Source organism: Laedolimicola intestinihominis, from assembly GCF_040096155.1.
GTDB lineage: Bacteria > Bacillota > Clostridia > Lachnospirales > Lachnospiraceae > Laedolimicola > Laedolimicola intestinihominis.
Genome location: NZ_JBBMFE010000008.1, coordinates 20,300 through 43,640 on the forward strand (window position 1 = coordinate 20,300; position 23,341 = coordinate 43,640).

21 protein-coding genes and 1 tRNA gene are annotated in these 23,341 nt (G+C 44.0%); all 22 read right to left on the bottom strand.

The window, feature by feature from the left end:
* Nucleotides 1–7 precede the first annotated feature (7 nt).
* Nucleotides 8–1,570 (bottom strand): DUF6056 family protein, encoded by a 1,563-nt coding sequence (locus WMO29_RS09670; RefSeq protein WP_349164620.1) that lies wholly within the window; start codon nt 1,568–1,570, stop codon nt 8–10.
* A complete protein-coding gene (locus WMO29_RS09675; protein ID WP_349164621.1) occupies nt 1,571–3,019 on the bottom strand; it encodes a flippase in 1,449 nt (482 codons plus the stop codon).
* Entirely contained in the window at nt 3,016–4,194 is a 1,179-nt protein-coding gene (locus WMO29_RS09680; RefSeq protein WP_349164622.1) for a hypothetical protein, read from the bottom strand. The genes WMO29_RS09675 and WMO29_RS09680 overlap by 4 nt, the downstream gene beginning before the upstream one ends.
* 9 nt (nt 4,195–4,203) lie before the next feature.
* Nucleotides 4,204–5,088, bottom strand: a complete 885-nt coding sequence (locus tag WMO29_RS09685; RefSeq protein WP_349164623.1) for a glycosyltransferase family 2 protein — start codon at nt 5,086–5,088, stop codon at nt 4,204–4,206.
* Nucleotides 5,089–5,092: 4 nt separating this feature from the next.
* Nucleotides 5,093–6,352 (bottom strand): glycosyltransferase, encoded by a 1,260-nt coding sequence (locus tag WMO29_RS09690; RefSeq protein WP_349164624.1) that lies wholly within the window; start codon nt 6,350–6,352, stop codon nt 5,093–5,095.
* A complete protein-coding gene (locus WMO29_RS09695) occupies nt 6,330–6,992 on the bottom strand; it encodes a D-sedoheptulose-7-phosphate isomerase (RefSeq protein ID WP_349164625.1) in 663 nt (220 codons plus the stop codon). Before WMO29_RS09695 ends, WMO29_RS09690 begins: the two co-directional genes overlap by 23 nt.
* A complete protein-coding gene (locus WMO29_RS09700; RefSeq protein WP_349164626.1) occupies nt 6,992–8,266 on the bottom strand; it encodes an HAD-IIIA family hydrolase in 1,275 nt (424 codons plus the stop codon). The genes WMO29_RS09695 and WMO29_RS09700 overlap by 1 nt, the downstream gene beginning before the upstream one ends.
* A gap of 15 nt (nt 8,267–8,281) precedes the next feature.
* Nucleotides 8,282–9,286 carry a GHMP family kinase ATP-binding protein gene (locus tag WMO29_RS09705; protein ID WP_349164627.1) on the bottom strand — a complete coding sequence of 335 codons (1,005 nt, stop codon included), beginning with the start codon at nt 9,284–9,286 and terminating at the stop codon, nt 8,282–8,284.
* A gap of 15 nt (nt 9,287–9,301) precedes the next feature.
* Nucleotides 9,302–10,201: a glycosyltransferase family 2 protein gene (locus WMO29_RS09710; protein WP_349164628.1), complete on the bottom strand. Its 900-nt coding sequence runs from the start codon at nt 10,199–10,201 to the stop codon at nt 9,302–9,304.
* Between the two features lie 24 nt (nt 10,202–10,225).
* Nucleotides 10,226–10,717 (bottom strand): glycosyltransferase, encoded by a 492-nt coding sequence (locus WMO29_RS09715; protein ID WP_349164629.1) that lies wholly within the window; start codon nt 10,715–10,717, stop codon nt 10,226–10,228.
* Nucleotides 10,718–10,732: 15 nt separating this feature from the next.
* The gene (gene pssD / locus WMO29_RS09720; RefSeq protein ID WP_349164630.1) at nt 10,733–11,206 is read right to left on the bottom strand and encodes a PssD/Cps14F family polysaccharide biosynthesis glycosyltransferase; all 474 of its coding nucleotides are present in this window, start codon (nt 11,204–11,206) and stop codon (nt 10,733–10,735) included.
* A 6-nt stretch (nt 11,207–11,212) separates the two neighbouring features.
* The gene (gene loaP / locus WMO29_RS09725; RefSeq protein ID WP_349164631.1) at nt 11,213–11,755 is read right to left on the bottom strand and encodes an antiterminator LoaP; all 543 of its coding nucleotides are present in this window, start codon (nt 11,753–11,755) and stop codon (nt 11,213–11,215) included.
* 313 nt (nt 11,756–12,068) lie between these two features.
* The gene (locus tag WMO29_RS09730; protein ID WP_349164632.1) at nt 12,069–12,941 is read right to left on the bottom strand and encodes a tyrosine-type recombinase/integrase; all 873 of its coding nucleotides are present in this window, start codon (nt 12,939–12,941) and stop codon (nt 12,069–12,071) included.
* A 129-nt stretch (nt 12,942–13,070) separates the two neighbouring features.
* Entirely contained in the window at nt 13,071–14,468 is a 1,398-nt protein-coding gene (gene pdxR / locus WMO29_RS09735) for a MocR-like pyridoxine biosynthesis transcription factor PdxR (protein ID WP_349164633.1), read from the bottom strand.
* Nucleotides 14,469–14,476: 8 nt separating this feature from the next.
* The gene (locus WMO29_RS09740) at nt 14,477–16,144 is read right to left on the bottom strand and encodes a glutamine--tRNA ligase/YqeY domain fusion protein (protein ID WP_349164634.1); all 1,668 of its coding nucleotides are present in this window, start codon (nt 16,142–16,144) and stop codon (nt 14,477–14,479) included.
* 155 nt (nt 16,145–16,299) lie between these two features.
* A complete protein-coding gene (locus WMO29_RS09745; RefSeq protein WP_349164635.1) occupies nt 16,300–17,250 on the bottom strand; it encodes a D-2-hydroxyacid dehydrogenase in 951 nt (316 codons plus the stop codon).
* A 59-nt stretch (nt 17,251–17,309) separates the two neighbouring features.
* A complete protein-coding gene (locus WMO29_RS09750; RefSeq protein ID WP_349164636.1) occupies nt 17,310–19,547 on the bottom strand; it encodes a DNA gyrase/topoisomerase IV subunit A in 2,238 nt (745 codons plus the stop codon).
* 12 nt (nt 19,548–19,559) lie between these two features.
* A complete protein-coding gene (locus WMO29_RS09755) occupies nt 19,560–21,482 on the bottom strand; it encodes a DNA gyrase subunit B (RefSeq protein ID WP_178038414.1) in 1,923 nt (640 codons plus the stop codon).
* 60 nt (nt 21,483–21,542) lie between these two features.
* Nucleotides 21,543–22,130 carry a hypothetical protein gene (locus tag WMO29_RS09760; RefSeq protein WP_349164637.1) on the bottom strand — a complete coding sequence of 196 codons (588 nt, stop codon included), beginning with the start codon at nt 22,128–22,130 and terminating at the stop codon, nt 21,543–21,545.
* Between the two features lie 139 nt (nt 22,131–22,269).
* Nucleotides 22,270–22,341, bottom strand: a tRNA-Glu gene (locus WMO29_RS09765).
* A 186-nt stretch (nt 22,342–22,527) separates the two neighbouring features.
* Entirely contained in the window at nt 22,528–22,707 is a 180-nt protein-coding gene (gene rpmF / locus WMO29_RS09770) for a 50S ribosomal protein L32 (RefSeq protein WP_158364437.1), read from the bottom strand.
* Between the two features lie 19 nt (nt 22,708–22,726).
* A complete protein-coding gene (locus WMO29_RS09775) occupies nt 22,727–23,248 on the bottom strand; it encodes a YceD family protein (protein WP_178038412.1) in 522 nt (173 codons plus the stop codon).
* Nucleotides 23,249–23,341: the final 93 nt, after the last annotated feature.

Sequence of the window (23,341 nt, forward strand, 5' to 3'; positions counted from 1 at the left end):
CGCTGTCCTATTTCGTATTCTTCTCACACCAATATAAGCTATCTCTCCAAATAAAATTTATATTTTCCGGAATTTCGTAGTATTTGCATATCCAATAAATCATATAATCGTATCCTTCCCTATACTGCATTATATTTGCAAATTTGTCATCTAGTAATTTATATAAAACAATTTCTGATTTCTCTTTTGTTTCCAGCTTTTGATAAGATGCTTCCAGCAACTTATAATGATTCATCTGCTGTGTTTCATAATTTACCCAGTATCCATGCAAGATATATGAAAAATTAACAATTCCATATAACCCAATGCACATCATAATAAGAATTGACAATTTTTTGTATTTCTCTATTTTTCCAAATTCAATCATAGCATTTAATGACACTATGTGAAGTACAAACATAAATGGTAAACACGATCTAACCGAAATACTTGGAATTACCAACATCATACCTTGTGAACACAGCCCGCCTATTAGTAATGCCAGCATTTTCCATGAACTATTTTTTATGAAATATAAAATCAAAATTGTAGTAAATAATATGCACCAAACAATTTTAATACATAACGTTATTTTTTCAGGAATTGTATTGAATCGTCCATATATAATTCCTAATATAAGTGCCAAAATTACAGGTACCATTCTATGAAACACTTTTTTCTCAAATTGCAAACATACTTCAACTAAAACTACCGATAAAATGATTATAAAAATCCAATTATAATCCCCTATATTAATTTCCAATAATTTAGGAAAATTATATTTGATTTTTTGTATAATATTATAATTCGAAAATTCCGAATACATTGCATTTGATGCACGATTAAAATTTCCTGGAGCTAAAATTTCTAATCCTCCGCCAACGCATGCACCAATCATACCATGTAATGCTATTTCTAATTTTTCTTTTTTTAGCAAAAGCTCAAAACTAAAATCCAGCACTGAATAAACGATAATTAACACAGCAACTTGCTCTTGAGAAAACGCTGCAAGAAACATTAAAAACATATATGCTAAATTAATCCATCTCCTTTTTACTTGATTCTGCATATTAATCAGTATTCCAAGTAAGAATGGTAAAAATGGCCATACATAAAGCACACTGGATGTGTACCAGTAAATTCCATCCGCTGCGCAAAATAACGCAAAAGTTCCATACATTGCAAATGAAAGGATATATATAACAGGTAACTGAAGTATGTTTCTTTCTCCAATATTTTTCATAATGATTTGAGCCGTTAGCAATATAATTCCTGTTATAATCAATGTTTGTAAAACCTGAATTAAACGTACTCCACCTATTCTGAATACCATTATTTCAAAAAAGAAATATACTATTCGTCCTCCCCAATTCAAATATTGAAACTTTAGGAAGTTAAAAACATCCCCTATTGTATATAGCATCCCATGTTGGTTTCCATTCCATCCATAAGATAAACTTGCATATCCATAATCATCAAAAAACATAGGAACTGCATAATGCTGTGCATAAAGCAAAGCAACTATTATTCCTATAATCCATATATTACAGTTTAATTTTTTAGGCTTCCTTTTTTGCATCATTCCGCTCATTTATTTATCCTTTTTCCATTTACATAAAATCTGCTTTTCTATTTCACACATCATTGGTTCTTTTAAAACCAATAAAACAACAAAATAACTTCCAAAAAATAATATTGATGATATTGCTAATGCAATAAAATACCCTATATTTATTTGCTTTGCAACTATTGCTAAAATGCTTCCTATTACTAAGGCAATGATTAACTTTATATATTTTATCTCTGTAAACATACCCTGCATTTTCTTTTTTGCTTTGCTATACTGATATATCATTACAGCTATTTCTGCAATTAAAGTTCCTATAGCAGCCCCACTGGCTCCCATAGTTGGAATAAGCAGTGTATTTATTACTAAATCGACGACTGCGCCTATAATATAGGAATACAATACCCATTGTTCCATTTCCAGAGGAACCATAATCTGAATTCCCAAGATATTAGTTAAACCTATAAACAATAAAGTAGGCATCAATATTTGCATTGGAAGAATGGAGCCCTGATATGCATTGCCAGACAAAAAATAGATACATTCCGGTGCATATAAAATAAAATATATAATCATCGGTAATGCTAAAATATATACGAAATTAATAGACTTTTTTGCTATATAATTAAACTCACTCTCCAAACCATGTTCAATATAATATGCTGCCCTGGGTAAAAGGACCGTTCCTAATGATGTAATCACGCTCACAAGAATATTTTTTATTCTTATTGCTGCGTTGTAATATCCCACGTCTACATCTGATTTCATGAATCCCAACATTACCGTATCAAAATTTGTATATATTGTAGTTGCACATGACATTCCAAAGAAAATTAGAATCGGCTTAATATGCTGTCGGAAATTGTAATTTCCTGTTGGCCGTAATGAAATATATTTATGTGCGTTCACACAATTCATGATATTAGATGCTGATGCTGCAAAGATTGATATTGCACCATATATAACATAATCACTCTGACTCTTAACGACCATAAGCATCATAACTACCGCAATCGCTTTAAATCCTATTGAACGTATTGCAATATAGGTATACTCTTCCAATGCCTTATATAGCCACTCCATGCCGATAGAATTGAACAGAATCATGGAACTCATAATTAAAAATAACAACTTATCATTCCGTAATCTTTCTACGAAAAAAATCCCACAAAAAAATGTCAGATAAGCCAAAATCATCGTCACTCCATTGATGACGCAAAGCTCATGAACCACTTTTGATAATTTGTTTCTATCATCCCTTACCTGCGCACATGCTCTTATTCCATAGGTCGGAATACCCAATTGTGCAAACATAGAAAAATAAGAAATTACAGATGTTGCAAAGGCTACTTTTCCGGTTCCAGAAGGCAATAAAACTCTTGAAACATAAGGAAAAGTAATTAATGGAAATAAGAAATTTGACATTGTCAAAATTATATTCATAATAAAATTTTTCTTAATTGATTTACTCATAATAGCACTTGATTCACTTCCTCATATTTTCCAAAATGTTTCTTTCTAAAAATATCCTTAATGCTAACTGACAATATAATTCCAAATGGATTCATAACTAAATTAAAAATTCCATTATTAAACATTGCGTTAAATAGTATCATCATCCATATCAAGGTAAGATACGCATCCTGCCTTTTTATGGAAGCTTCCATGATCAACTGACAGATTACCAAGGCAATAAGAAAATATAATATACCTTCTCCCACTAACATATGCACATACTCTGAATCCAAAATTTCATATGCCGGCTTCGTTGAATTTACAAATGTTGTTCCATATAATGCAACACCATATTTTTTGATCATTGCTACTCCAAGACTTAGTCTTCCATTTAAAATTAAATCAAATTTTTTTCCTATTACATTTCCATCCCTATACGCTAGTAACATTCCCCCTGTTAAAAGTGCAAAAATGTATGGGCACCATTTTATATATGATTTTTCTAAGATTGTCCTTTTTCTTTTCCTTCGGCATAGCTTCTGCCAGTTAAATGTTATTATAAAAAGCACAACCAATCCAAATGCCATAATCGTCCGTGCTTGGATGAAAATTATGCCATTGATGCATAACCACAGCACATTCTCATACCATTTGATCTTGTCTGAACGTTTGTAATAATATAAAAAGACTATTGGAATCAGCATCATCGCTAACTGTCCAGAATATTCAAACCCTAATCCTCCTGCCGTCCATGTTGTTCCGAATTTTTCACGGTCTCTGTACACATTCTCAATAACCCCACAGAAACATGCAACGATTGTCAATACATAAAGAAATACCGATATCTTCAAAATATCATTTACATATCGTCTCATATACTTTTCTTCAAAAATTAACGAAAACAATAGCACAATAAAAACATTATTTCTATCTTTTATAAATGCCTCGTAAGTAAAATAAACCAGCAAAAACAATATTAGTATATAATAGTAAACAGGTATTTTCTTTTTTCCCAGAATATTTATACTCCACCATATTATAGCCAACGCGTATGATACAAGTTTAAGTACATTAATAATCTGAATTACCCCATTTATCTTTACAAATGTTGTATATTCAAAATATTTCGGAATAAAATACATCAAAAAGATGAATATAAATACATAATATTTTGACAAATCATATTTTTTCATTATTACCCCTTATATATCGACTTTACCTAATATTCCTTTTCGGAAATCTTTCCATGCAAGTATTACATTTTTCAGTTCATATTCTCCTCGCATAATTTCCTTCATTAATCTATACCATCTTTTTAAATATCCATACATTTTGTTCCTACAATACCACTTAATAATATAAAAATTATTTCGAATATTATAATACTGGGTTATCTTACTACTCCTCCCACTGCTGGCACTTACCTTATGGTAAATTATGGCATTTCCGGTATACATTAACTTATATTGCTCACTCATAACCCGACAGCAATAATCTGTATCCTCAGCATAAAGAAAAAACTCTTCATTCAGTTTTCCTACACGTTCCATAACTTCTTTGCTTATCAGCATCACACAGCCTGTGCAAAATGTAGTTTCATGCTCACCTGCATATTCATTTCCATCTCGTTTTCCCATTGCAGGCTGATCCGCAATTCCGGTATGAAAATCAAATTTTCCTCCCGCTGCCCATAAAATTTCCGGATTATCATAATAAAATATTTTTCCTGTTACCAATCCACAATTTTCGGTTCTTTCAAAAGTTTCTACAAGTTCTCCTAATGCTTTGTCCTGAATTTCTGTATCATTGTTCAAAAGCAAATAATATGCTGGATCATATAATTTTTGAGCATATTCTATTCCTCTATTATTTCCTCCTGAAAATCCGATATTTTTATCTAAAAAGAGTAAGTCAGTGTTCTCATTTAAAAATTTATCTTTCTTTAGTTCCTCATTATTGGTAGAAGCATTATCCACCACAATAATTTTATAATTTTTATATTCACTCAATAAAATACTATGTACACAATTAACTGTGTCTCTATATCCGTTATAATTAACCAATATGATTGCAACTAATTTATCCACAATTTTATTTTCCTCTGTTTTCTACCAACTGATATACACGTTCTCTGTAATTTTTAGAAGAGTTTTCTAAATTATATTTTTCCTCTATCATTCGTTTTGCGTTTGACGTGATAACACTTGTATCAATCTCTCCACTTATTATTTTTCTTATAACCATTTCGTATTCTTCCGGTTTTTCGCAATGAAAATATTCCTTGCCATCCTCTGCATCTATTCCCTCTATTCCTATATCATTTGTTAGCACTGGAACACCAGAAGATAAAGCTTCAATAATCTTCACTTTTATTCCAGCTCCTAATAACAACGGGGCAGCCAAACACATCGCATGTTCAAAATATAACGATGGGTCTTCTACAAAACCTGTTACTATAATTTTATCATTTGCCATGTTCATCAATTCTTTAGGCGGCTTATTTCCAATAATAATGAATCTAACTTTGCAATCAGCTAATCTCGGCAATACATTTTCTGCAAACCATATAGCACTAGTCGAATTTTCAATTCGGTTCATCGCTCCATAATATATAATATCCCGTTTATTTGGCTCACGTTTTGTCACCGAAAATTTATCATAATACGGAACTATAACATCTGTTTTTTCTGTTTCCACACCATTCTTAATTAACAATTTCTTATCTTTTAAATTATGGGTGACCACTAAATCGCATTTATTTATTGCATTCAATTCGTGATATTTCAAACTATCATAGGCTATCTTTTTTATCTTTTTATCTAAGAAGCCCTCTGCTTTTTCGTACTTACGCAAGTATCCCAAGAAACTGACATCGTGCTCTGAAGCCACATATTTTGCATTTGGAAAATATTTTTTTACTTGTTCAATAAAAAGCAACATAGAGGTCCATTCCAAAATAACTACATCTGGTCTGTACCCCTCATCCTGCAATATATGTAACTTTTTTTCAATTTGATCGTATATTTCTTTTGTAAGCACATTTCCATATTTGTAACACGGATTATATTTAGAATTTAAACTTTTGGCATAACTAATACATTTATGCAGTCCTTGTTTTGGTGTTGCTACCAAATATTTTTTAATTTTGGAATTTACTGTTTCTATAAATTTTTCTTCATCAGGAAGCACCTTCGCTATCAACGTAATTTCATTGTTTTCATCATTTGCGAAAGAATTTATATAATAATTAAAAGTCTTTCCTCCTGCATGAAATGCTTTATCAAATGGCATACACATAGAAATATACAAAATTTTTCTTCTCATCTTTTCACACACTTCTATTTTCTCCAAAAAATTTTTCTTCCAGCATCAGGCACCAGCAGTGATATATTGGCAAATGGTATTCCTGTACCATATAGGTCTCTGTCTCCGGAGCCTTCACGCATACGTCCGCAACCTTTTCCAGTTCTCCACCTCCGGCTCCGGTCAATCCGATTACCTTGATTCCCATTGCACGGGCCACTACTGTTGCGCTCATGATGTTTTTGCTGTTTCCGGAAGTTGATATCCCCAGAAAAACATCTCCTGGCCTTCCAAAACCGAATAACTGCTGCGCAAATACTCCAAGCCCGTCCACATCATTGATATAAGCTGTAGTCAGTGCTTCATGCGCCACAAGTGGAATTGCCATCAGGGAACATTCCAGATTCTCGGCCAAATTTTTACCACGTACCGGATCAATTTCTTTCAATTTATCTGCAAATTCCTGACTGACCGGACGGGGTGTTTTGAACCGCTTCATCAGTTCTCCTGCTATATGCTCAGAATCCGCTGCTGATCCGCCGTTCCCTGCTATCAGCAGCTTTCCTCCCTTTTGATAACATTCCTCCATAATCAGATAGGCCTCTGTAATCTGCTGTTCGACAGACTGCAGTGCCGGATATCTTTTTATCAGTAAATCAATATGTTTCTGTAATCTGTTTTCCATCATCACTGCTGCTCCTTTTTTAAATATTCCATGAATTGTAACAGGGAAGCTGCTGTATATTCCTGACCATAGGCTTCTGTTCCAATCAAAGCTGTTTTACATCCGGCAGCTTTTCCGGCAGCTATGTCGATTTCCCCATCCCCTATCATCCAGGATGCTGATAAGTCAATATTGAAATCCTTGGCAGCCTTCCATAGCATTCCAGGCTTTGGTTTTCGGCAGTCGCAGTCTATTTTCAATTCCGGGCGTTCCCCTTCATATCCTTTATGAGGGTGATGTGGGCAGTAATAAATTGCATCGAGATAAGCGCCCTCCTGCCCCAGAAGGGTTTCCATTTTGTTATGGATTACCTCCAGCTCTTCGTAGCTTACTTCGCCTCTTGCGATGACTGGCTGGTTCGTTACCACTATGACCAGATATCCCATTGCATTTATCGTTTTTATCCCTTCTGCAACGCCTTCCAGCAATTCAAATTCATCTGGCTTCCGTAAAAACCCCACGTATTTATTAATCGTTCCATCCCGATCCAGAAAAATCGCTTTCTGCTTGTGCTTTAAATTTTTTCCGGTCACTCTGCCTGCCTTGAAATCCTCACAAACCGCATAATACCGTTCTGGTGTCCCCATATCTTTGACATATTCCGGACTGTCATAACAGAACATGGCTCCCGTGCCAGCCAGAGGTTTCAGCAATTGTCTGTCTAAATCTATCTTTGTGCCATCAATTTCCTTTTCCAGTACTTTGGGACTGATAACATGGAGACCTGCATTGACCCGATTTTTATAATAGAGAGGCCGCTCATCTTCTTTTGCCAGCCACTGCTCCACCGTTCCATTTTTATCTGCAATGATCAGGCCACTGTCATAAGGATGACTATTGGGATGTGTAAATAATGTAACCAGGCCACCCTTTTTCCGGTGGCATTCCACAAAACGGTAAAAATCCACATCAAACATGGCATCCGCATTCAGGAGAAGGAAGTCAGAATCCAGTTTTTCTTTTAATTTGAACAGGGCTCCTGCATTTCCCAGGGGTTCTTTTTCAAAATAGTATTCTATATGGACTCCAAACCGACTGCCGTCCCCAAAATAATCCATGATGATATTTCCGAGATGGCTTACCGTCATAATGATATCTGTAAAGCCCTGCTTTCTAAGGCATTTGAGTTCATGCTCCAGAATCGGTTTTCCTTCTATCTTTATCATTGGTTTTGGAATGTCACTGGCTACAGAGGTGATTCTTGTTCCTTTCCCTCCTGCCATAATTACTGTTTTCATACGAGTTTTCCTGCCTTAGCCTTCCTGCGGTACATAGGTTTCCGGTGTATAATGAATGACTCTCGTTCCGCCATCTTCAAAAGCAAATGGAATATGCATCAGATCCTTCATTGCTTTTCGCACTGCTTCCTGCTTATCTGGCTGTACATAAAATATCAGGAAGCCACCACCGCCTGCTCCCAGCAGCTTGCCACCGAGAGCTCCTGCTTTCATACCCACTGCATACAACGCATCGATGCTGTTTGTGGAAACTGCTGCGCCTGTCTGCCTTTTTAATTTCCAGGTATAATCCAGCATACGGCCAAATTCATCCAGCGAAGCTTCCTTATCTGTCAGTATTTTTTCTGCTTCATCCACCATGGACAGCATTTCTTTTAGCTGCGCCGTCTTATCTTCTCTGCCTGCAGCATTTGCCTTCTGTATTTCCGAGGAAAATCTGGTAAACCCGGTAAAATACATCATCAGGTTCTGATTTAACTGTTTTTTCCGTTCCGGGGAAATAATCACCGGAAGCACTTCATATCCTTCTGCATTAAAATTAATTCGATTGAAGCCACCAAAAGAGGCTGCAATCTGATCCTGCCAGCCTCCTTCCTCCTGACAAAGCTCCCGTTCCAGATAGATAGCTTCATCAGCCAGTCTTTTTTTATCTGCGTATTTTCCTTTTAACGCATAGAATGCATTCAGCATTCCTACCGCAAAAGAGCTTGAAGTTCCCAATCCGGAGCGTGCCGGAAGATCTGCTTCGTATGTCAGGCGGATTTCATGCATATCCAGCATTTTCATTGCATTCCGGATAGCCGGATGCTGAATTTGCTCCACAGCTGTCACTCGCTCTGTTCTGGAATAAGAAAGCTCCGTACTATAATCGAAAAACCTGGGTAAATGTCTTACATTTACATAACAATATTTATCAAAGGTTGTGGAAAGCACAGAACCTCCATTTTCCCGGAAGAAGCTTTCCATATCTGTTCCACCGCCAAAAAATGACATGCGGAAAGGTGTTTTTGTGATAATCATCTTTTATCTCCATTGTTATAATTTATTCAGCTGAACTTTCAGCCAGTAAGTCAGATTCAGACCTTTATTACAAAAATTGATATATTTCCGATCCAGCAATTTTTTCCGATACCTTCGGTTATGTCTGTACTCACATATCATTTCTGCCAGGTTCCGATATTCCGGAACCATTTCATTTCCGTATCCACGCACCAGCTCTTTCATTTGACGTTCTATCTGGTATTCATTCAAATATTGCCCTACCTGTTTCATATAAGCAGGCAGACTTCTTCCCAGACCCACGGTGTTCCCGCCGTGCTGGCGATATTTCATGTGTGACTCCGGATCCACGTAAACTTTCCCGCCAAGACAGAGACATACCTTTAAAACCCAGGTATCATGCATAAGCATATATTCCGGTTTGAATTTTACGACTTCGTTTAATAGTTTCTTATTAAATACACCTGTGCAGCCTGCAAAATCTGATAACACAAAACGTGCTGTCAGATTTCTTTCTCTGTTCAGTTCATGCTTTGCTATAGGATTCAGTTTCCCATCTACAAGCTCCTGTCCACAGTAATAAAGTGCCGGAACTGTCTCTTCTGCAGTTTCCAGTTTTTTTACTGCAACGAACAATTTATCTCTATCCCAGACATCATCCTGATCCGAAAATGCGATGTAATCTGCTTCATAACCCTTCGCATGGCACATCAGGTCAAAATATCCTTTGGATACATTCAGATGTTTTCCTGTATACCACTCCAGTTTTCCCTCTTTTTGGTAATGATTTAATAATTCATGCGTTCCGTCCGTGGAACCGTCATCGCGAATCAGCACAGATACCTCTACATTTTCCTGATCCCATATGCTTCGCAACTGCTCCGACAGATATTTTTCCCCATTGTAAGTAGCCATCAGTACCAGTATTTTTCTCATATTTATATTTCTACCTGCTATTTTCTATAAATTATTTACGATCTCTTCAAACTCCCGATTAAACTCCAAATTATGGCTCCCACTCTCATTCCTCATACCCTTGGTAATCTCGTCATAATCCGTTATCATCTGTTCGAGTTTTTCAATATCCTCAACCACTAGAATATTCCCCATCCGTTCCGCCACATTCCGTGCAAACTCCACCTGATGGTCATTCACATGCTCGTCGTACTGATGCTGTCGCGGTACAACGATCGGGATCTTACCGACCTGCAGCGGCATGATGAAGCTGGCCGGACCGCCATGGGTAATGACGATGCGGGCGTTGGCCACATTTTGTACCATCTGCTGATAGGGTATCAGCTTGCTCCACTGGCAGTACTGTGGTTCGTATGTGCTGAAGCCTGTCTGCATGACGACTTCTTCCCGGATGATACCGTCGCGTTTCAGCTCGTCCACTTTCTGTACCAGGCGGTTAAACGGCTGTTCGTGGGTTCCTACCGTTACAAATATCATAATGTGATTTTCTCCTTAAAAGATACTTCCTAAGTTTACAGCCTTCGGATAAACTGCTTTCTGTTCTTCCCACTGGACGATAAACTTGTCTACGATTGGATACACCATTTTTCCGGTCATGGTCGGTTTGTCGATACGGTCAAAGACCTCAATGTAAATGAGCTTTGCACCAAACAATTTGCCCAGATAGAAAAATGGAACCGCAACTGCTGCCCCGCTGGATATGATTAAATCCGGCTTTTCTTTTCGAAGTATCTTCCAGGCGATCTTCGTATTCTTTATCAGGGCTTTCAGGCTGCGGTTGGTCGGATAGTAACAGGGATACATGGTTTCCCCTTCCAACAAGCTCCGTGCGTCTTCTTTGTCAAAGGTGACCCAGAACCGTTTCTTATCCTTCCAGAATGGTTTCAACATATATAAATGTGTCAAATGTCCTCCTGAGGAACCGACCAGACATATTTTTAATTCATCCGATTTCTTATTTTCCATAATCTCCTATGCCGTCTCCAGCATCCTTTCATACTCTTCCCCACTGACCTTCGCTTTTACTTCCAGCCCCAGCTTCATCTGTCGGCTTTCTTCAAAGAGCCTTACTTCCACTTCTACCAGGCGTTTGTGACGGTCTATCTTCCGCACCCGCTCTACTGCGTGCTTTAAGGGACCTTGCCACACCATCAACTGGCCGTCTACCAGATAGCCGATGGAGCAGCGGATGCAGTCCTGCTCATCCAGCATTTGCCTTAAGAAAGTCTCTTCCTCTGCCCGAATCGGGTAGAAACCGCCACCGATTCGCACCGGCGTAACCGTGTGCGGAATGCGTTCCAGTGCCTCTTCCAGCTCTGTGGAGTTCTCGCTTTCTATAAACACATAGCCCGGAAAGGCTGCCGCCTCCTCGGTATGCCATTGTCCCTGATATTTCTTCCTGTATTGATATCTGGGCACAAAAATACGTGCCGCAAGGTTCTCAGGGAGTGCATTGCGGCACTCTTCGATGGCTGCCCGTTCTTTTCCGCATGCTGTCTGCGCTACGTACCACATATGCTTTCGGCTCCTTGTTTCTGCGGGGATTGGGTGGTTGGGAAGGACAACGTAATAAATATTATGTTGTCTCTCCCGCTTATCATTTATAGATTATAGCGCATTCAATACGGTAATACAAGGTATTTTTAAAACACAAGGATCCTTTTTCTGTAAAATTAAACACATTTCAAGCAATTTGACTCATGGCACTACACAGATGTGTAATGTCATAGGGGCATTTTGTCCAAAAATAAGACATCTTTTTTCATATGGTATTCACAAATCTGTTTTCATCCTCAAAATCTATCTCTTATCTACAACATAATATTTATTATGTCGTCTTTTTTTGTTCCCCATCCCCTATCACCAGCCGCATACTATCCAGCTGTCTCTTATGCTCGCGCCCGGTAGATTTGATGTAGATTCGCGTGATTTCGATGCTGCTGTGGCCCAGGACGTCTGCCAGCTTGGCGATGTCTTTCTTTATTTTATAGAAGCAGCGGGCGAACAGATGGCGCATGCTGTGGGGATAGACTTTCGCGGCATCTACCTCTGCCGCATGGCTCAGGCGCTTCATCATGCGCCAGATATTACTTCGATCCAGCGGTTTTCCGCTGCGGCTTCGGAAGATGGGGCCGCTCTCGATTTTTTCCTTTTTTGCATATTTTTTCAACAGTTTCTGCAGCTCACCCGGGTACAGGATGCGGCGCATTTTTCCTTTGTTATGAATTTCGGCCATGCCAAAGCGCAGGCTCTCCACGGTAATATGACGCAGTTCGCTGATACGGATGCCGGTGCTGCCCAGGGTCTGGATGAGACAGGATAGTTTTTCATTTCCCTGATGTTGAGCGGTTCGAATCAACCGGGCATATTCCTCCTGGGTCATCTCTCGATTTTCTGGAGCGAAGGCGTCCTGCTGTATTCGGATCATTTTCACCCGCAGGTCATTCCAGCCCATACAGGCGCAGAAATGGTTTACAACCGCCAGATAGGAGTTGATGCTGCTCACCTTGTAGTGGCACTTCTGCTCCAGATATGCTTTATAGCTGACCAACAGCTCTTTGCTTACTTCCCTGTCTCCTGCATACTGCTGAAGTTTTCGAATATCCCGCAGATATTTGCGGATGGTCTGGCTGCTTTTTTCTGTGCAGATCAGGCGCTGGTGGAATTGCTCGATTTTTTCCTTAGTAATGACGCGCTCCATGGTGGTTTGTTCCTCCCCTTTTTATTTAAGCATACAAAAAAAGACCACTCTATATGGATTCTATTTTCCATATAGAATGATCTTTCTAAATATATTTCTGATTTCATTTTTCCAAGTTTCTGACTATCACTACCTCCACACCTCCGCCAGTCTCTCCGCAGCCTCTCTCAACTCCTTTTCCGTCATGGTCGCATACCCCAGCAATATGGTCGGGCGGCGTCCCGGGGCGGTGGCATCGATGCTGTATTCAGACAACGGATATACCCGGATGCTCTCGGCTTCCGCCCGGCGGATGAGTTCGGCTTCGGTCAGTCCATTGCGGAATTCCAGGAGCAGATGGACGCCGGCGTCCTCACCGCGAATGCTGCAGATATCGGAGAGCTTTTTCAGCTCACCCACCAGGCTCTCCTGCTTGTGGCCGTAGATGGCGCGCATGCGGTTCAGGTGACGCTCATAGTGTCCCTCTTTGATGAAGCTGTTCAGAATCATCTGGTCGATACGGGATACGGTAGAAGAAAAGCGTTGGAGCTCCGGTTCACAGGTCGCAAGAAGCTGTTCCGGCAGCACTAGGTAGCTGATTCGAATAGCGGGCGCAATGGATTTGGAAAAGGTTCCGATGTAAATGACTTTCCCGGCCTGATCCGCTCCCTGCAGTGCCGGAATGGGCTTGCCGCGATAGCGGAATTCACTGTCGTAATCATCCTCGATAAGATAGCGGTCTTCCTTTTCCGCCGCCCATTTCAAAAGCTCCAGCCGCCGCTTGATGGGCATGACAATGCCGAGCGGATACTGGTGGGACGGCATCACGTAAGCCACATCCGCGCCCGACGCGGTCAGCTCATCCACACGCATACCGGAAGCGTCCACAGGCACGGTGCAAAGCTCAAAACCCATTTTTTCAAAGATACCGTATGCGTGCTTGTAGGTAGGGCTCTCCATGGCCAGCTTCCGCTTGCCCAGGATGGCGGCAATCAGCATCATCAGGTAATCGTTTCCTGCTCCCAGCACTACCTGCTCCGGACGGCAGTTGACGCCACGGGCCTGGTGAAGATAGCGGCTGATAGTCTCCCGAAGCTCCCACTCGCCCTTCGGATCACCCAGCTGGAACAGTTCTTTCCGGTCGTCCAGCAGCACATTTCGCGTCACCTTCCGCCAGACGCCGTAGGGGAAGCCGTCCAGGTCGATGCCATTGGGGGTGAAATCATATTTCCATCGCTTTTCTTCGGTCTTTGGCTCAGACTCCCCCCGGTCCGCTCCGGTCTTCAGATGATACAGTCCTTCAATCTGGCAGGCATAATAGCCTTTGCACGGGATGGATTCCACATAGCCCTCTGACAGAAGCTGCCCATAAGCCAAATCCACCGTACTTCGGCTCACTTCCAGATAACGAGAAAGAGCCCGGCTGGAGGGAAGCTTCTCTCCAGCCAGGATCTTCTGGTCTTGAATATCCTGTTTAATATAATGGTAAATCTGTTCGTACAGAGGTGTCTCTGCCTTTAGATTTAAATTTATCGTCAGTTCGCGCATGTGTTCTCTTATGCCTTCGGAAGCTTAAAGGAGCTCTTCAGGGATACGATTCGGTTGAAGACCAGTTTCTCCGGTGTGGAATCCTTGTAATCCACGCAGAAGAATCCGTTTCTCACGAACTGGAAACTGTCAAAGGCTTTCGCACCCTCGAAGCCCGGCTCCAGGTAAGCATGCTCTACGACAGTCAGGGAATTCGGATTCAGGTTCAGGCTGCCGTCCTCATTGTAGACACCCTTCTCCTCGTCGATGATGTTCTCATACAGACGAACCTCTGCGTCGATAGCGCAGGGAGCCGGTACCCAATGGATGGTTCCCTTCACCTTACGGCCTGTGAAGCCGCTGCCTGCCTTAGTCTCCGGATCATAAGTACAATGTACCTCGATGATCTTGCCATTCTCGTCCTTGACGAAGCTCTCACATTTTACAAAGTAAGCATGCATCAGACGCACCTCGTTGCCCGGGAAGAGACGGAAGTACTTCTTCGGCGGCTCCTCCATGAAGTCGTCGCGCTCGATGTAGAGCTCGCGGCAGAACGGAATCTTACGGCTGCCCAGTTCTTCATTTTCCAGGTTGTTGGCTGCGTCCAGGTATTCCACCTGTCCTTCCGGATAGTTATCAATCACTAACTTAATCGGATCCAGCACTGCCATCATACGCGGTTTCTTCAGCTTCAGATCCTCGCGGATGCAGTACTCCAGCATGGCGTAGTCTACGGAAGACTGGCTCTTGGATACGCCGCACAGGTCTACGAACATCTTGATGGACTCCGGCGTAAATCCACGGCGGCGGAGCGCTGCGATGGATACCAGGCGGGGATCATCCCAGCCGTCCACGATGCCTTCTTCTACCAGCTTTTTGATATATCTCTTACCGGTGACCACGTTGGTCAGATACATTTTCGCAAATTCAATCTGTCTGGGCGGATGAGGGTATTCCAGCTCCCGTACAACCCAGTCGTACAGCGGTCTGTGATCCTCAAATTCCAGGGTACAGATGGAATGGGTGATACCCTCGATGGCATCCTCAATGGGGTGGGCAAAATCGTACATGGGATAGATGCACCATTTGTCACCTGTGTTGTGATGGCTGATATGCGCCACACGGTAGATAATCGGGTCACGCATGTTCATGTTCGGGGAGGCCATGTCAATCTTGGCACGCAGCACCTTCTCTCCGTCCGCGTATTTGCCCGCTTTCATCTCTTCAAAGAGCTTCAGGTTTTCCTCGATGCTCCGGTTCCGATAGGGACTCTCCTTGCCCGGCTCGGTCAGGGTTCCACGATATTCCCGCATCTCCTCCGCTGTCAGATCGCAAACGAATGCTTTTCCCTTCTGAATCAGCTTTACCGCTGCCTCGTACATCTGGTCAAAATAGTTGGACGCGAAGTACAAGCGGTCTTCCCAATCTGCGCCCAGCCACTTGATATCCGCTAAAATGGACTCTACGAACTCGGTCTTCTCTTTTGTCGGGTTCGTATCGTCAAAACGCATGTTGAATTTGCCGTGGTATTTCTGAGCCAGTCCGTAGTTTAACAGGATGGACTTTGCATGTCCGATATGCAGATAGCCGTTGGGCTCCGGCGGGAAACGGGTGTGGACGGTATCGTATACGCCCTCTGCCAGATCCTTCTCTATGGCCTGCTCAATAAAATTTTTGCTTGTAGCCTCATTTTCCATAACGCTTCCTCGTTTCTGTTTGTATTTTCATTCCTATGAATACCATATTTAAAGAAAATCATACCATAGTTTTATCTATAATTCAATACTTACCGTTCATGGGTGGCTCTGTCTCAACATGCACTTTCCGATGAATCTCGTCCAAGCCACTGTACTTACTCGCAGTACCCTGTTTTCATGTCAATCAGGTTGCGGAGCGGTCTCTGTACCATATAGCATTCCAGGTTTTCGATACAGATGGTCAGAATCTGCTCCAGGGTCTCCGGCAATGCGTAGCCGCCGGAGATATGGGGCGTCAGGATGACATTTTCCATATCCCAGAGGGGATGTTCGGCGGGCAGGGGCTCCGGATCGGTCACGTCCAGACAGGCTCCGGCAATGCGCTTCTCCTGCAGTGCTTTCACCAGGGCGTCAGTGTCTACGGTGATACCACGGCCTACGTTCATGAGAACTGCGTTTTCCTTCATCAGCGCCAGGCGCTCCGCGTTCATCATATGATAGGTATCCTGGTTACCCGGCAGACTCATGGCTACGATATCCGCTTTCGGAAGCTCCCGCTCCAGACGCTCCAGGGTGTAGAGATCATCCACGCCCTCAGGCTTCCGGCCCTCGCGCCGCTTGATTCCCACGGTACGGCAGCCCAGTGCCTTCATCTTCCGGGCAAACACGGTTCCGATATCGCCCATACCGATGACCAGCACTCGGCTTCCCTGAATCACATGGACGTGGCCTTCGCTCCTCCAGACATGCTCCCGCTGGTTCCGGGCGTAGAGATTCAGCTTTTTCTGAAGTTCAAAGAGCACGCCGATCATATGCTCAGAGATAGCCAGGCCGTAAGCGCCGGTGGCGTTGGTCAGCACCGCGTCCTTCGGCAACGCGCCGTCGCAGAAGCCTTCAGTTCCGGCGTTATTGAGCTGCAGCCATTTCAGTTCCTCCGCATACTTCAAAAGTGCGGGATCCACATTTCCCAGGATGACCTCCGCGTCCCGGATGACCTCCTCTGTCACGTCTTTCTGTAGACAGTAACAAAATTCCAGATGACGGAAATTCATTTCCAACCGTTCCTTTTGTCTCTCGTTCAAAGGCAGCGTAACCAGAATCTTCATAACAATTCCTCCTCGTGCAGGTATCGACAGCTTATCCTGTCCGACCCTTGCGTTTTGCCCTACACCCGGACCTTTACTCCCTTCGTATCCCGGCTTCCGGCTTTTAATTTATTTAATACAAGCTGTTTTTCCTTATATTCTATGCTTTCTTCCTGTCCTGCATGGTACAGATGAATCGCTTCCAGCGCGTCCTTTTCTGCGAGACGCATCCCCCGGACTCCGACCGCGCCCTTTTTCTTCTCCGGTATCTCGGAGATATCGAAGCGCAGGAAATATCCGTCCCGGCTCTGCAGCACCACCTGCCCGGTTCCGTCTGTGACAATGGCCTTAAGAAGCTCGTCTCCCTCGTTCAGCTTCGTAGCCGCCATGGTCTTCATTTTTGTCTCAAATTCGCTGCCGTCCACAATTTTCAACATACCCTGACGGGTGCCAAACAACAGCTTCTGATGCTTCAGGACTTCCATACTGCCAATGCCGACAATCTGCTCCTCGGTGCTGGAGAAATTGCCGAAGTTGTCGATGGGCACGCCCTTGTCCCGGAATTTTCCGAAGGGCAGATCCTGTACCTTCACGGTGTGCTGCTTTCCGGTGTCTGTGAATATACATATTTTTCCCGTATTCATGCAGGAAAATACATATTTATTTTCACTGTCTGCCGCTTCCTTATTGCGATCGTAGACGGACATGTCGATGGTCTTAGCGTAGCCGAAGCGATCCATCAGGAACATAACCGGCATTTCCTCGATCTTCTTCTCTTCGAACACAATAGCCTCCGCATTCTCCACGGCTGTCCGTCTGGGACGGGCATAGGCTTTTTTGATGGTGTCCATATCTTTCAGAATGACGCGGGTCATACTGGAATGATTTTCCAGAATATCCTCATACTCCGCGATATTCTTCAACGTTTTCTGATTCTCCTCCATCAGAGCCTGAATCTCCAGACCAATCAGGCGGTACAGACGCATCTCCAGGATAGCCTGGGCCTGACGCTCGGTGAAATGAAGCTTTGCGGCACGTTTCTTAGAAGCCTCGGACTTGAAGCGAATGCCGTCGGTGATGCCCGCAGTCAGACAGGCTTTGGCATCCTTGATATTCTTGCTGCCCCGCAGGATCTCAATGATCAGATCGATGACCTCACAGGCTTTGATAAGGCCTTCCTGAATCTCCCGCTTCTCCTGCTCTTTTGCCAGCAAGGTGCGGTATTTCCGGGTGGTCAGTTCGTACTGAAATTCGATATAATGCTCCAGGATCTGGCGCAGACTTAAGGTCTCCGGCTTGCCGTCGGCGACTGCAAGCATGTTGACGCCGAAGGTGTCCTCCAGACGTGTCTTCTTGTAAAGCATATTTTTCAGGTTTTCGGTATCCGCACCCTTTTTCAGCTCCAGGACGATACGGATGCCCTCTTTGGAAGACTGGTTGGAGATATCAGTGATCTCCGGAGCCTTCTTGCTTTCCACGAGACCTGCGACATCATTCAGGAATTTGGCGATATTCGCGCCGATCATCGGGTAGGGAATCTCCGTGATAACCAGCTGCTCCTTACCGCCCTTCAGCTTCTCCACTTGTACACGGCCGCGGATCTTAATCTTTCCGGTTCCGCTCTCGTAGATAGCCGGAAGCTCGTCCTTGTTGACGATGATGCCGCCTGTGGGAAAATCCGGTCCCGGCATCAGCTCCAGCAGCTTCTCGGTGCTGATCTCCGGGTTTTTCAGATAGGCCTTGGCTGCGTCGATAACCTCGCCAAGGTTGTGGGGCGGAATGCTGGTGGCCATACCGACTGCAATACCGTCAGATCCGTTCACCAGAAGGTTCGGCAGACGGACAGGCAGGACGCTGGGTTCCTTCTCCGTCTCATCGAAATTCGGAACAAAATCCACCACATCTTTATCCAGATCCGCCAGGAAGGTCTCCTGGGTTACTTTCTGAAGGCGTGCCTCGGTGTATCGCATGGCGGCGGCGCCGTCGCCCTCGATGGAGCCAAAATTGCCGTGTCCGTCCACCAGGGGCATGCCCTTTTTAAAATCCTGGGACATGACCACCAGGGCATCGTAGATGGAGCTATCGCCGTGGGGGTGGTATTTACCCATGGTATCGCCGACGATACGGGCGCATTTTCGATACGGGCGGTCATAGCGGATGCCAAGCTCGTACATATCATAAAGGGTTCTGCGCTGTACCGGCTTTAAGCCGTCCCGCACATCCGGTAAAGCCCTTGCAATGATGACGCTCATGGCATAGTCGATGTAGGATTTCTGCATGAGGTCTGAATATTCTGTGCGTATAATCTGTTCTTCCATAGCTTCCTCCCTTTATATGTCCAACTCCGCGTCGCGGGCGTGCTCGTAGATAAATGCCCGTCTGGGCGGTACTTCCGTTCCCATCAGCATCTCCGTGACGCTGGAGGCCATACGGGCGTCCTCGATCTCAATGCGCTTTAAGATACGGGTCGCCGGGTTCAGGGTCGTCTCCCAGAGCTGCTCCGCGTCCATCTCTCCCAGACCTTTGTAGCGCTGCAGGGTAAAACTGCCCTTATGGCGCTTCCGATACTGCTCCAGGGCCTTGTCATCGTACAGGTACTCTTCCTGACCCTTGGCCGGCATGGCCTTGTAGAGAGGCGGCATGGCGATATAGACATGGCCCTCGTAAATCAGTTCGGGCATGAACCGGTAAAACAGGGTCAATAGCAGCGTGGAAATGTGCGCTCCATCCACATCCGCATCGGCCATGATAATGATCTTATCGTAGCGCAGCTTTGTAATATCGAAGTCATTGCCGTAGCCTTCGGAAAAACCGCAGCCAAAGGCGTTGATCATGGTTTTAATCTCGGCGTTGGCCAGAACCTTGTCGATACTGGCCTTTTCCACGTTCAGGATCTTGCCTCGTATCGGCAGGATGGCCTGAAAATTCCGGTCGCGGGCTGTCTTGGCAGAACCGCCTGCGGAATCTCCCTCCACGATGAAAATCTCGCATCTGGAAGCGTCCCGGCTCTCACAGTTGGCCAGCTTGCCGTTGGAATCGAAGGAATATTTCTGCTTGGTCAGGAGATTGGTCTTGGCACGTTCCTCGGTCTTACGGATCTTCGCCGCCTTTTCCGCACAGCCGATAACGCTCTTTAAGGTCTCCAGGTTGCGGTCGAAATAGCGGACAATCTCGTCTCCGGTGACCTTTGCTGTGGCCTTGGAAGCGTCCTGGTTATCCAGCTTGGTCTTGGTCTGGCCCTCGAAACGGGGAGCCGGATGCTTGATGGAAATGACCGCAGTCATACCGTTTCGCACATCCGCGCCGGTGAAGTTCGCGTCCTTCTCCTTCAGGATGCCAAGCTCCCTGGCGTAATTATTAATGACCGTGGTAAAGATGGTCTTGAAGCCGGTCAGGTGAGTGCCGCCCTCAGCATTGTAAATATTGTTACAGAAACCCAGGACGTTCTCATGAAACTCATTCACATACTGGAACGCACCCTCAACTACAATGCCCTCGGACTCGCCCTTGAAATAAACAACCTCGTGAACGGTCTCCTTGTTCTTATTCAGGTCCTCCACGAAGCCGATGATGCCATTTTCCTCATGGTACTCCACATGCTCGACCTCGTCGCCTCTGCGATCTTCGAAGATAATCGTCAGCTCCGGGTTCAGATAAGCAGTCTCGTGGAGACGGCTCTTGACCTCCTCCGCCTGAAAACGGGTCTTCTCGAAGATCTCCGGATCCGGCAGAAAATTAATCTTCGTTCCGGTCTCGCGGGTGCGGCGAAGCTTCGGAAGCAGGCCTTCCTCCAGTTCAATGGTGGGGATACCCCGCTCGTAATGATCGTGATGTACGCAGCCGTCCCTGCTGATTTCGATATCCAGGTATGTAGAAAGGGCATTGACAACAGAGGAACCCACACCGTGGAGACCGCCGCTGGTCTTGTATACAGAATCGTCGAATTTGCCTCCTGCGTGCAGAGTCGTGAATACCAGACGCTCCGCGGATACGCCCTTGGCGTGCATGTCCACGGGAATACCACGGCCATTGTCCGTCACAGTACAGGATCCGTCCTTCTCCAGATATACACTGATTTTCGAACAGAAGCCCGCCAGATGTTCGTCCACGGAATTGTCCACAATCTCATAGATCAGATGGTTCAGGCCCTTGCGGGACACGCTGCCAATATACATGCCGGGCCTTTTACGTACCGCCTCCAGTCCTTCCAGAACGGAAATGCTGCCTGCGTCGTAGGTTGTTTGATTTGCCATGTTGTTCACTCCTGATTTTATAGTCACGGGACGTCCCGTACAAATGTTCTGTTTTCAACTTTAATAGTATAACATACTCGTTTTGCTTTTACAAACCCATTTTTCTATTTTTCGTCTGAGTCTGTACAGGTAGATGCAGCTTCCCAGGGTTACGTAGATTTCCAGCAGACTGGAAATAATACCGACATAAATGTACAGAAAGACTCCTACGGCTGTCATAGATATCGCAATCCACTTTTCTATGCGAAACCCTGTCCCATATTGTCGTTCCAGCAGAATAAGGAGACGCCTGATGCAGAACAGATATAGAATGGTTCCGCCCACGGACAGATATACGTGGATACGCGCCATAAGGGGAACCAGTCTCGTGCGATAGGGCAGACCAATTCCACACAGAAATACTGCCAGCGCCAGGCCTGTCAGCCATTCCTGCGTCCTGTCTGCGCATTTTGCCAGCTCCGCTGTTTCTTCTATATATAAATACAGATAACTTCCCACCAGCGCAGCCCAGAGCAGGAAACATATCCGCCTGCTGCCTCGATTACCCAGAACTGAAAAATTCGTCTCTGTAAGTCCACGGCCTCTGGTCAGCGGTATGGTCAGCACAATGATAAATAGTATGATAAGGACTTCATATCTTCGTTTCATGCCCTTAGTTTCTCTGCAAGGAACCGTTCCTATGCAGGTACTATGCGAAATTCACATCGAACCGCCACATAATAGCATGTAACTCTCACATTTTGGTTTTAAGACACAAAAAAACCCTTGAAATTCAAGGGTTTTCTAGCAGTCGATAGGGGAATCGAACCCCTGTTTTCGCCGTGAGAGGGCGACGTCTTAACCGCTTGACCAATCGACCATTTTTTCTTTCGCGCTTGCGACTTGTTTAGTATATAATAGTTTCCGGAGAAATGCAAGCACTTTTTCACTTTTTCTTGTATTTTTACAAATACATTTTTAAAACTATTTGTTCGATTTTCTGTCTTTCAGAAAAACAGAGCAGTAAAGTCTTACGGCTCTACTGCTCCATCTCTTTTCGTCAGAATTAATCCTGAGCGATGATCTCTTTCTTGTTGTAAGATCCGCAGGACTTGCAAACACGATGAGGCATCATCAGGGCGCCGCATTTGCTGCACTTTACAAGATTCATTGCACTCATTTTCCAGTTTGCTCTTCTCTTATCTCTTCTACCTTTGGAAGATTTATTCTTAGGACAAATAGACATAGGTTACACCTCCTCTGATTTACTTACTGTTTTTAAAAATTTCGGCTATAACCGCCATTCTCGGATCCAACTCCACCGTATCACAGCCGCAGGGACCTTCATTCAAGTTCTTCCCGCATTTTCTGCAAATACCTTTGCAGTCCGGCTTGCAGAGGGTCTTCATGGGCCAGTTGACCAGAAGCTCTCCATACACCAGTTTGTCTGTGTCCAGGTTGTATCCATTGATAAAATCGGTTTCGTCCAGATCATCGATTCTTCCTTCCGCAGACTGCTTCATATCCACTTCCTTTGAAAAAGAAACTTCAATCGGCACGTCCACTTCCGTCAGACAGCGGTCACAGGGAATCTGCGCCTTCACCGCGAACTCACCCTCAATCAGCAATTTATCATTGCCGAGATTCGTAAGCACCAGTGTAAGCGGTCGTTCCTCCGTCAGGGGAAAGCTTCCCAGGCTTATGTCAAAAGACCGAAGCTCCGTCTCCACTGTCCTCTTAACCACTTTTTCCTCACAGGACAAAACATCTGTCAAATTGATCAGCATAGTTCTCTCCTAATGCACACTAGGCTATTATAACTACCCAGCAGTGGTTTGTCAAGTAATTTTCACTTACAACGGAAAATTATTTCTAATAAA

What these genes read in the sequence shown, in the direction of transcription:
- WMO29_RS09675 (WP_349164621.1), bottom strand. Translation starts at nt 3,019, where the DNA reads ATGAGTAAATCAATTAAGAAAAATTTTATTATGAATATAATTTTGACA.
- WMO29_RS09670 (WP_349164620.1), bottom strand. Translation starts at nt 1,570, where the DNA reads ATGAGCGGAATGATGCAAAAAAGGAAGCCTAAAAAATTAAACTGTAAT.
- WMO29_RS09740 (WP_349164634.1), bottom strand. Translation starts at nt 16,144, where the DNA reads ATGGAAAATGAGGCTACAAGCAAAAATTTTATTGAGCAGGCCATAGAG.
- WMO29_RS09775 (WP_178038412.1), bottom strand. Translation starts at nt 23,248, where the DNA reads ATGCTGATCAATTTGACAGATGTTTTGTCCTGTGAGGAAAAAGTGGTT.
- pdxR (WP_349164633.1), bottom strand. Translation starts at nt 14,468, where the DNA reads ATGCGCGAACTGACGATAAATTTAAATCTAAAGGCAGAGACACCTCTG.
- WMO29_RS09680 (WP_349164622.1), bottom strand. Translation starts at nt 4,194, where the DNA reads ATGAAAAAATATGATTTGTCAAAATATTATGTATTTATATTCATCTTT.
- WMO29_RS09755 (WP_178038414.1), bottom strand. Translation starts at nt 21,482, where the DNA reads ATGGCAAATCAAACAACCTACGACGCAGGCAGCATTTCCGTTCTGGAA.
- rpmF (WP_158364437.1), bottom strand. Translation starts at nt 22,707, where the DNA reads ATGTCTATTTGTCCTAAGAATAAATCTTCCAAAGGTAGAAGAGATAAG.
- loaP (WP_349164631.1), bottom strand. Translation starts at nt 11,755, where the DNA reads ATGTGGTACGTAGCGCAGACAGCATGCGGAAAAGAACGGGCAGCCATC.
- WMO29_RS09695 (WP_349164625.1), bottom strand. Translation starts at nt 6,992, where the DNA reads ATGATGGAAAACAGATTACAGAAACATATTGATTTACTGATAAAAAGA.
- WMO29_RS09705 (WP_349164627.1), bottom strand. Translation starts at nt 9,286, where the DNA reads ATGATTATCACAAAAACACCTTTCCGCATGTCATTTTTTGGCGGTGGA.
- WMO29_RS09715 (WP_349164629.1), bottom strand. Translation starts at nt 10,717, where the DNA reads ATGATATTTGTAACGGTAGGAACCCACGAACAGCCGTTTAACCGCCTG.
- WMO29_RS09760 (WP_349164637.1), bottom strand. Translation starts at nt 22,130, where the DNA reads ATGAAACGAAGATATGAAGTCCTTATCATACTATTTATCATTGTGCTG.
- WMO29_RS09730 (WP_349164632.1), bottom strand. Translation starts at nt 12,941, where the DNA reads ATGGAGCGCGTCATTACTAAGGAAAAAATCGAGCAATTCCACCAGCGC.
- WMO29_RS09710 (WP_349164628.1), bottom strand. Translation starts at nt 10,201, where the DNA reads ATGAGAAAAATACTGGTACTGATGGCTACTTACAATGGGGAAAAATAT.
- WMO29_RS09700 (WP_349164626.1), bottom strand. Translation starts at nt 8,266, where the DNA reads ATGAAAACAGTAATTATGGCAGGAGGGAAAGGAACAAGAATCACCTCT.
- WMO29_RS09750 (WP_349164636.1), bottom strand. Translation starts at nt 19,547, where the DNA reads ATGGAAGAACAGATTATACGCACAGAATATTCAGACCTCATGCAGAAA.
- WMO29_RS09745 (WP_349164635.1), bottom strand. Translation starts at nt 17,250, where the DNA reads ATGAAGATTCTGGTTACGCTGCCTTTGAACGAGAGACAAAAGGAACGG.
- pssD (WP_349164630.1), bottom strand. Translation starts at nt 11,206, where the DNA reads ATGGAAAATAAGAAATCGGATGAATTAAAAATATGTCTGGTCGGTTCC.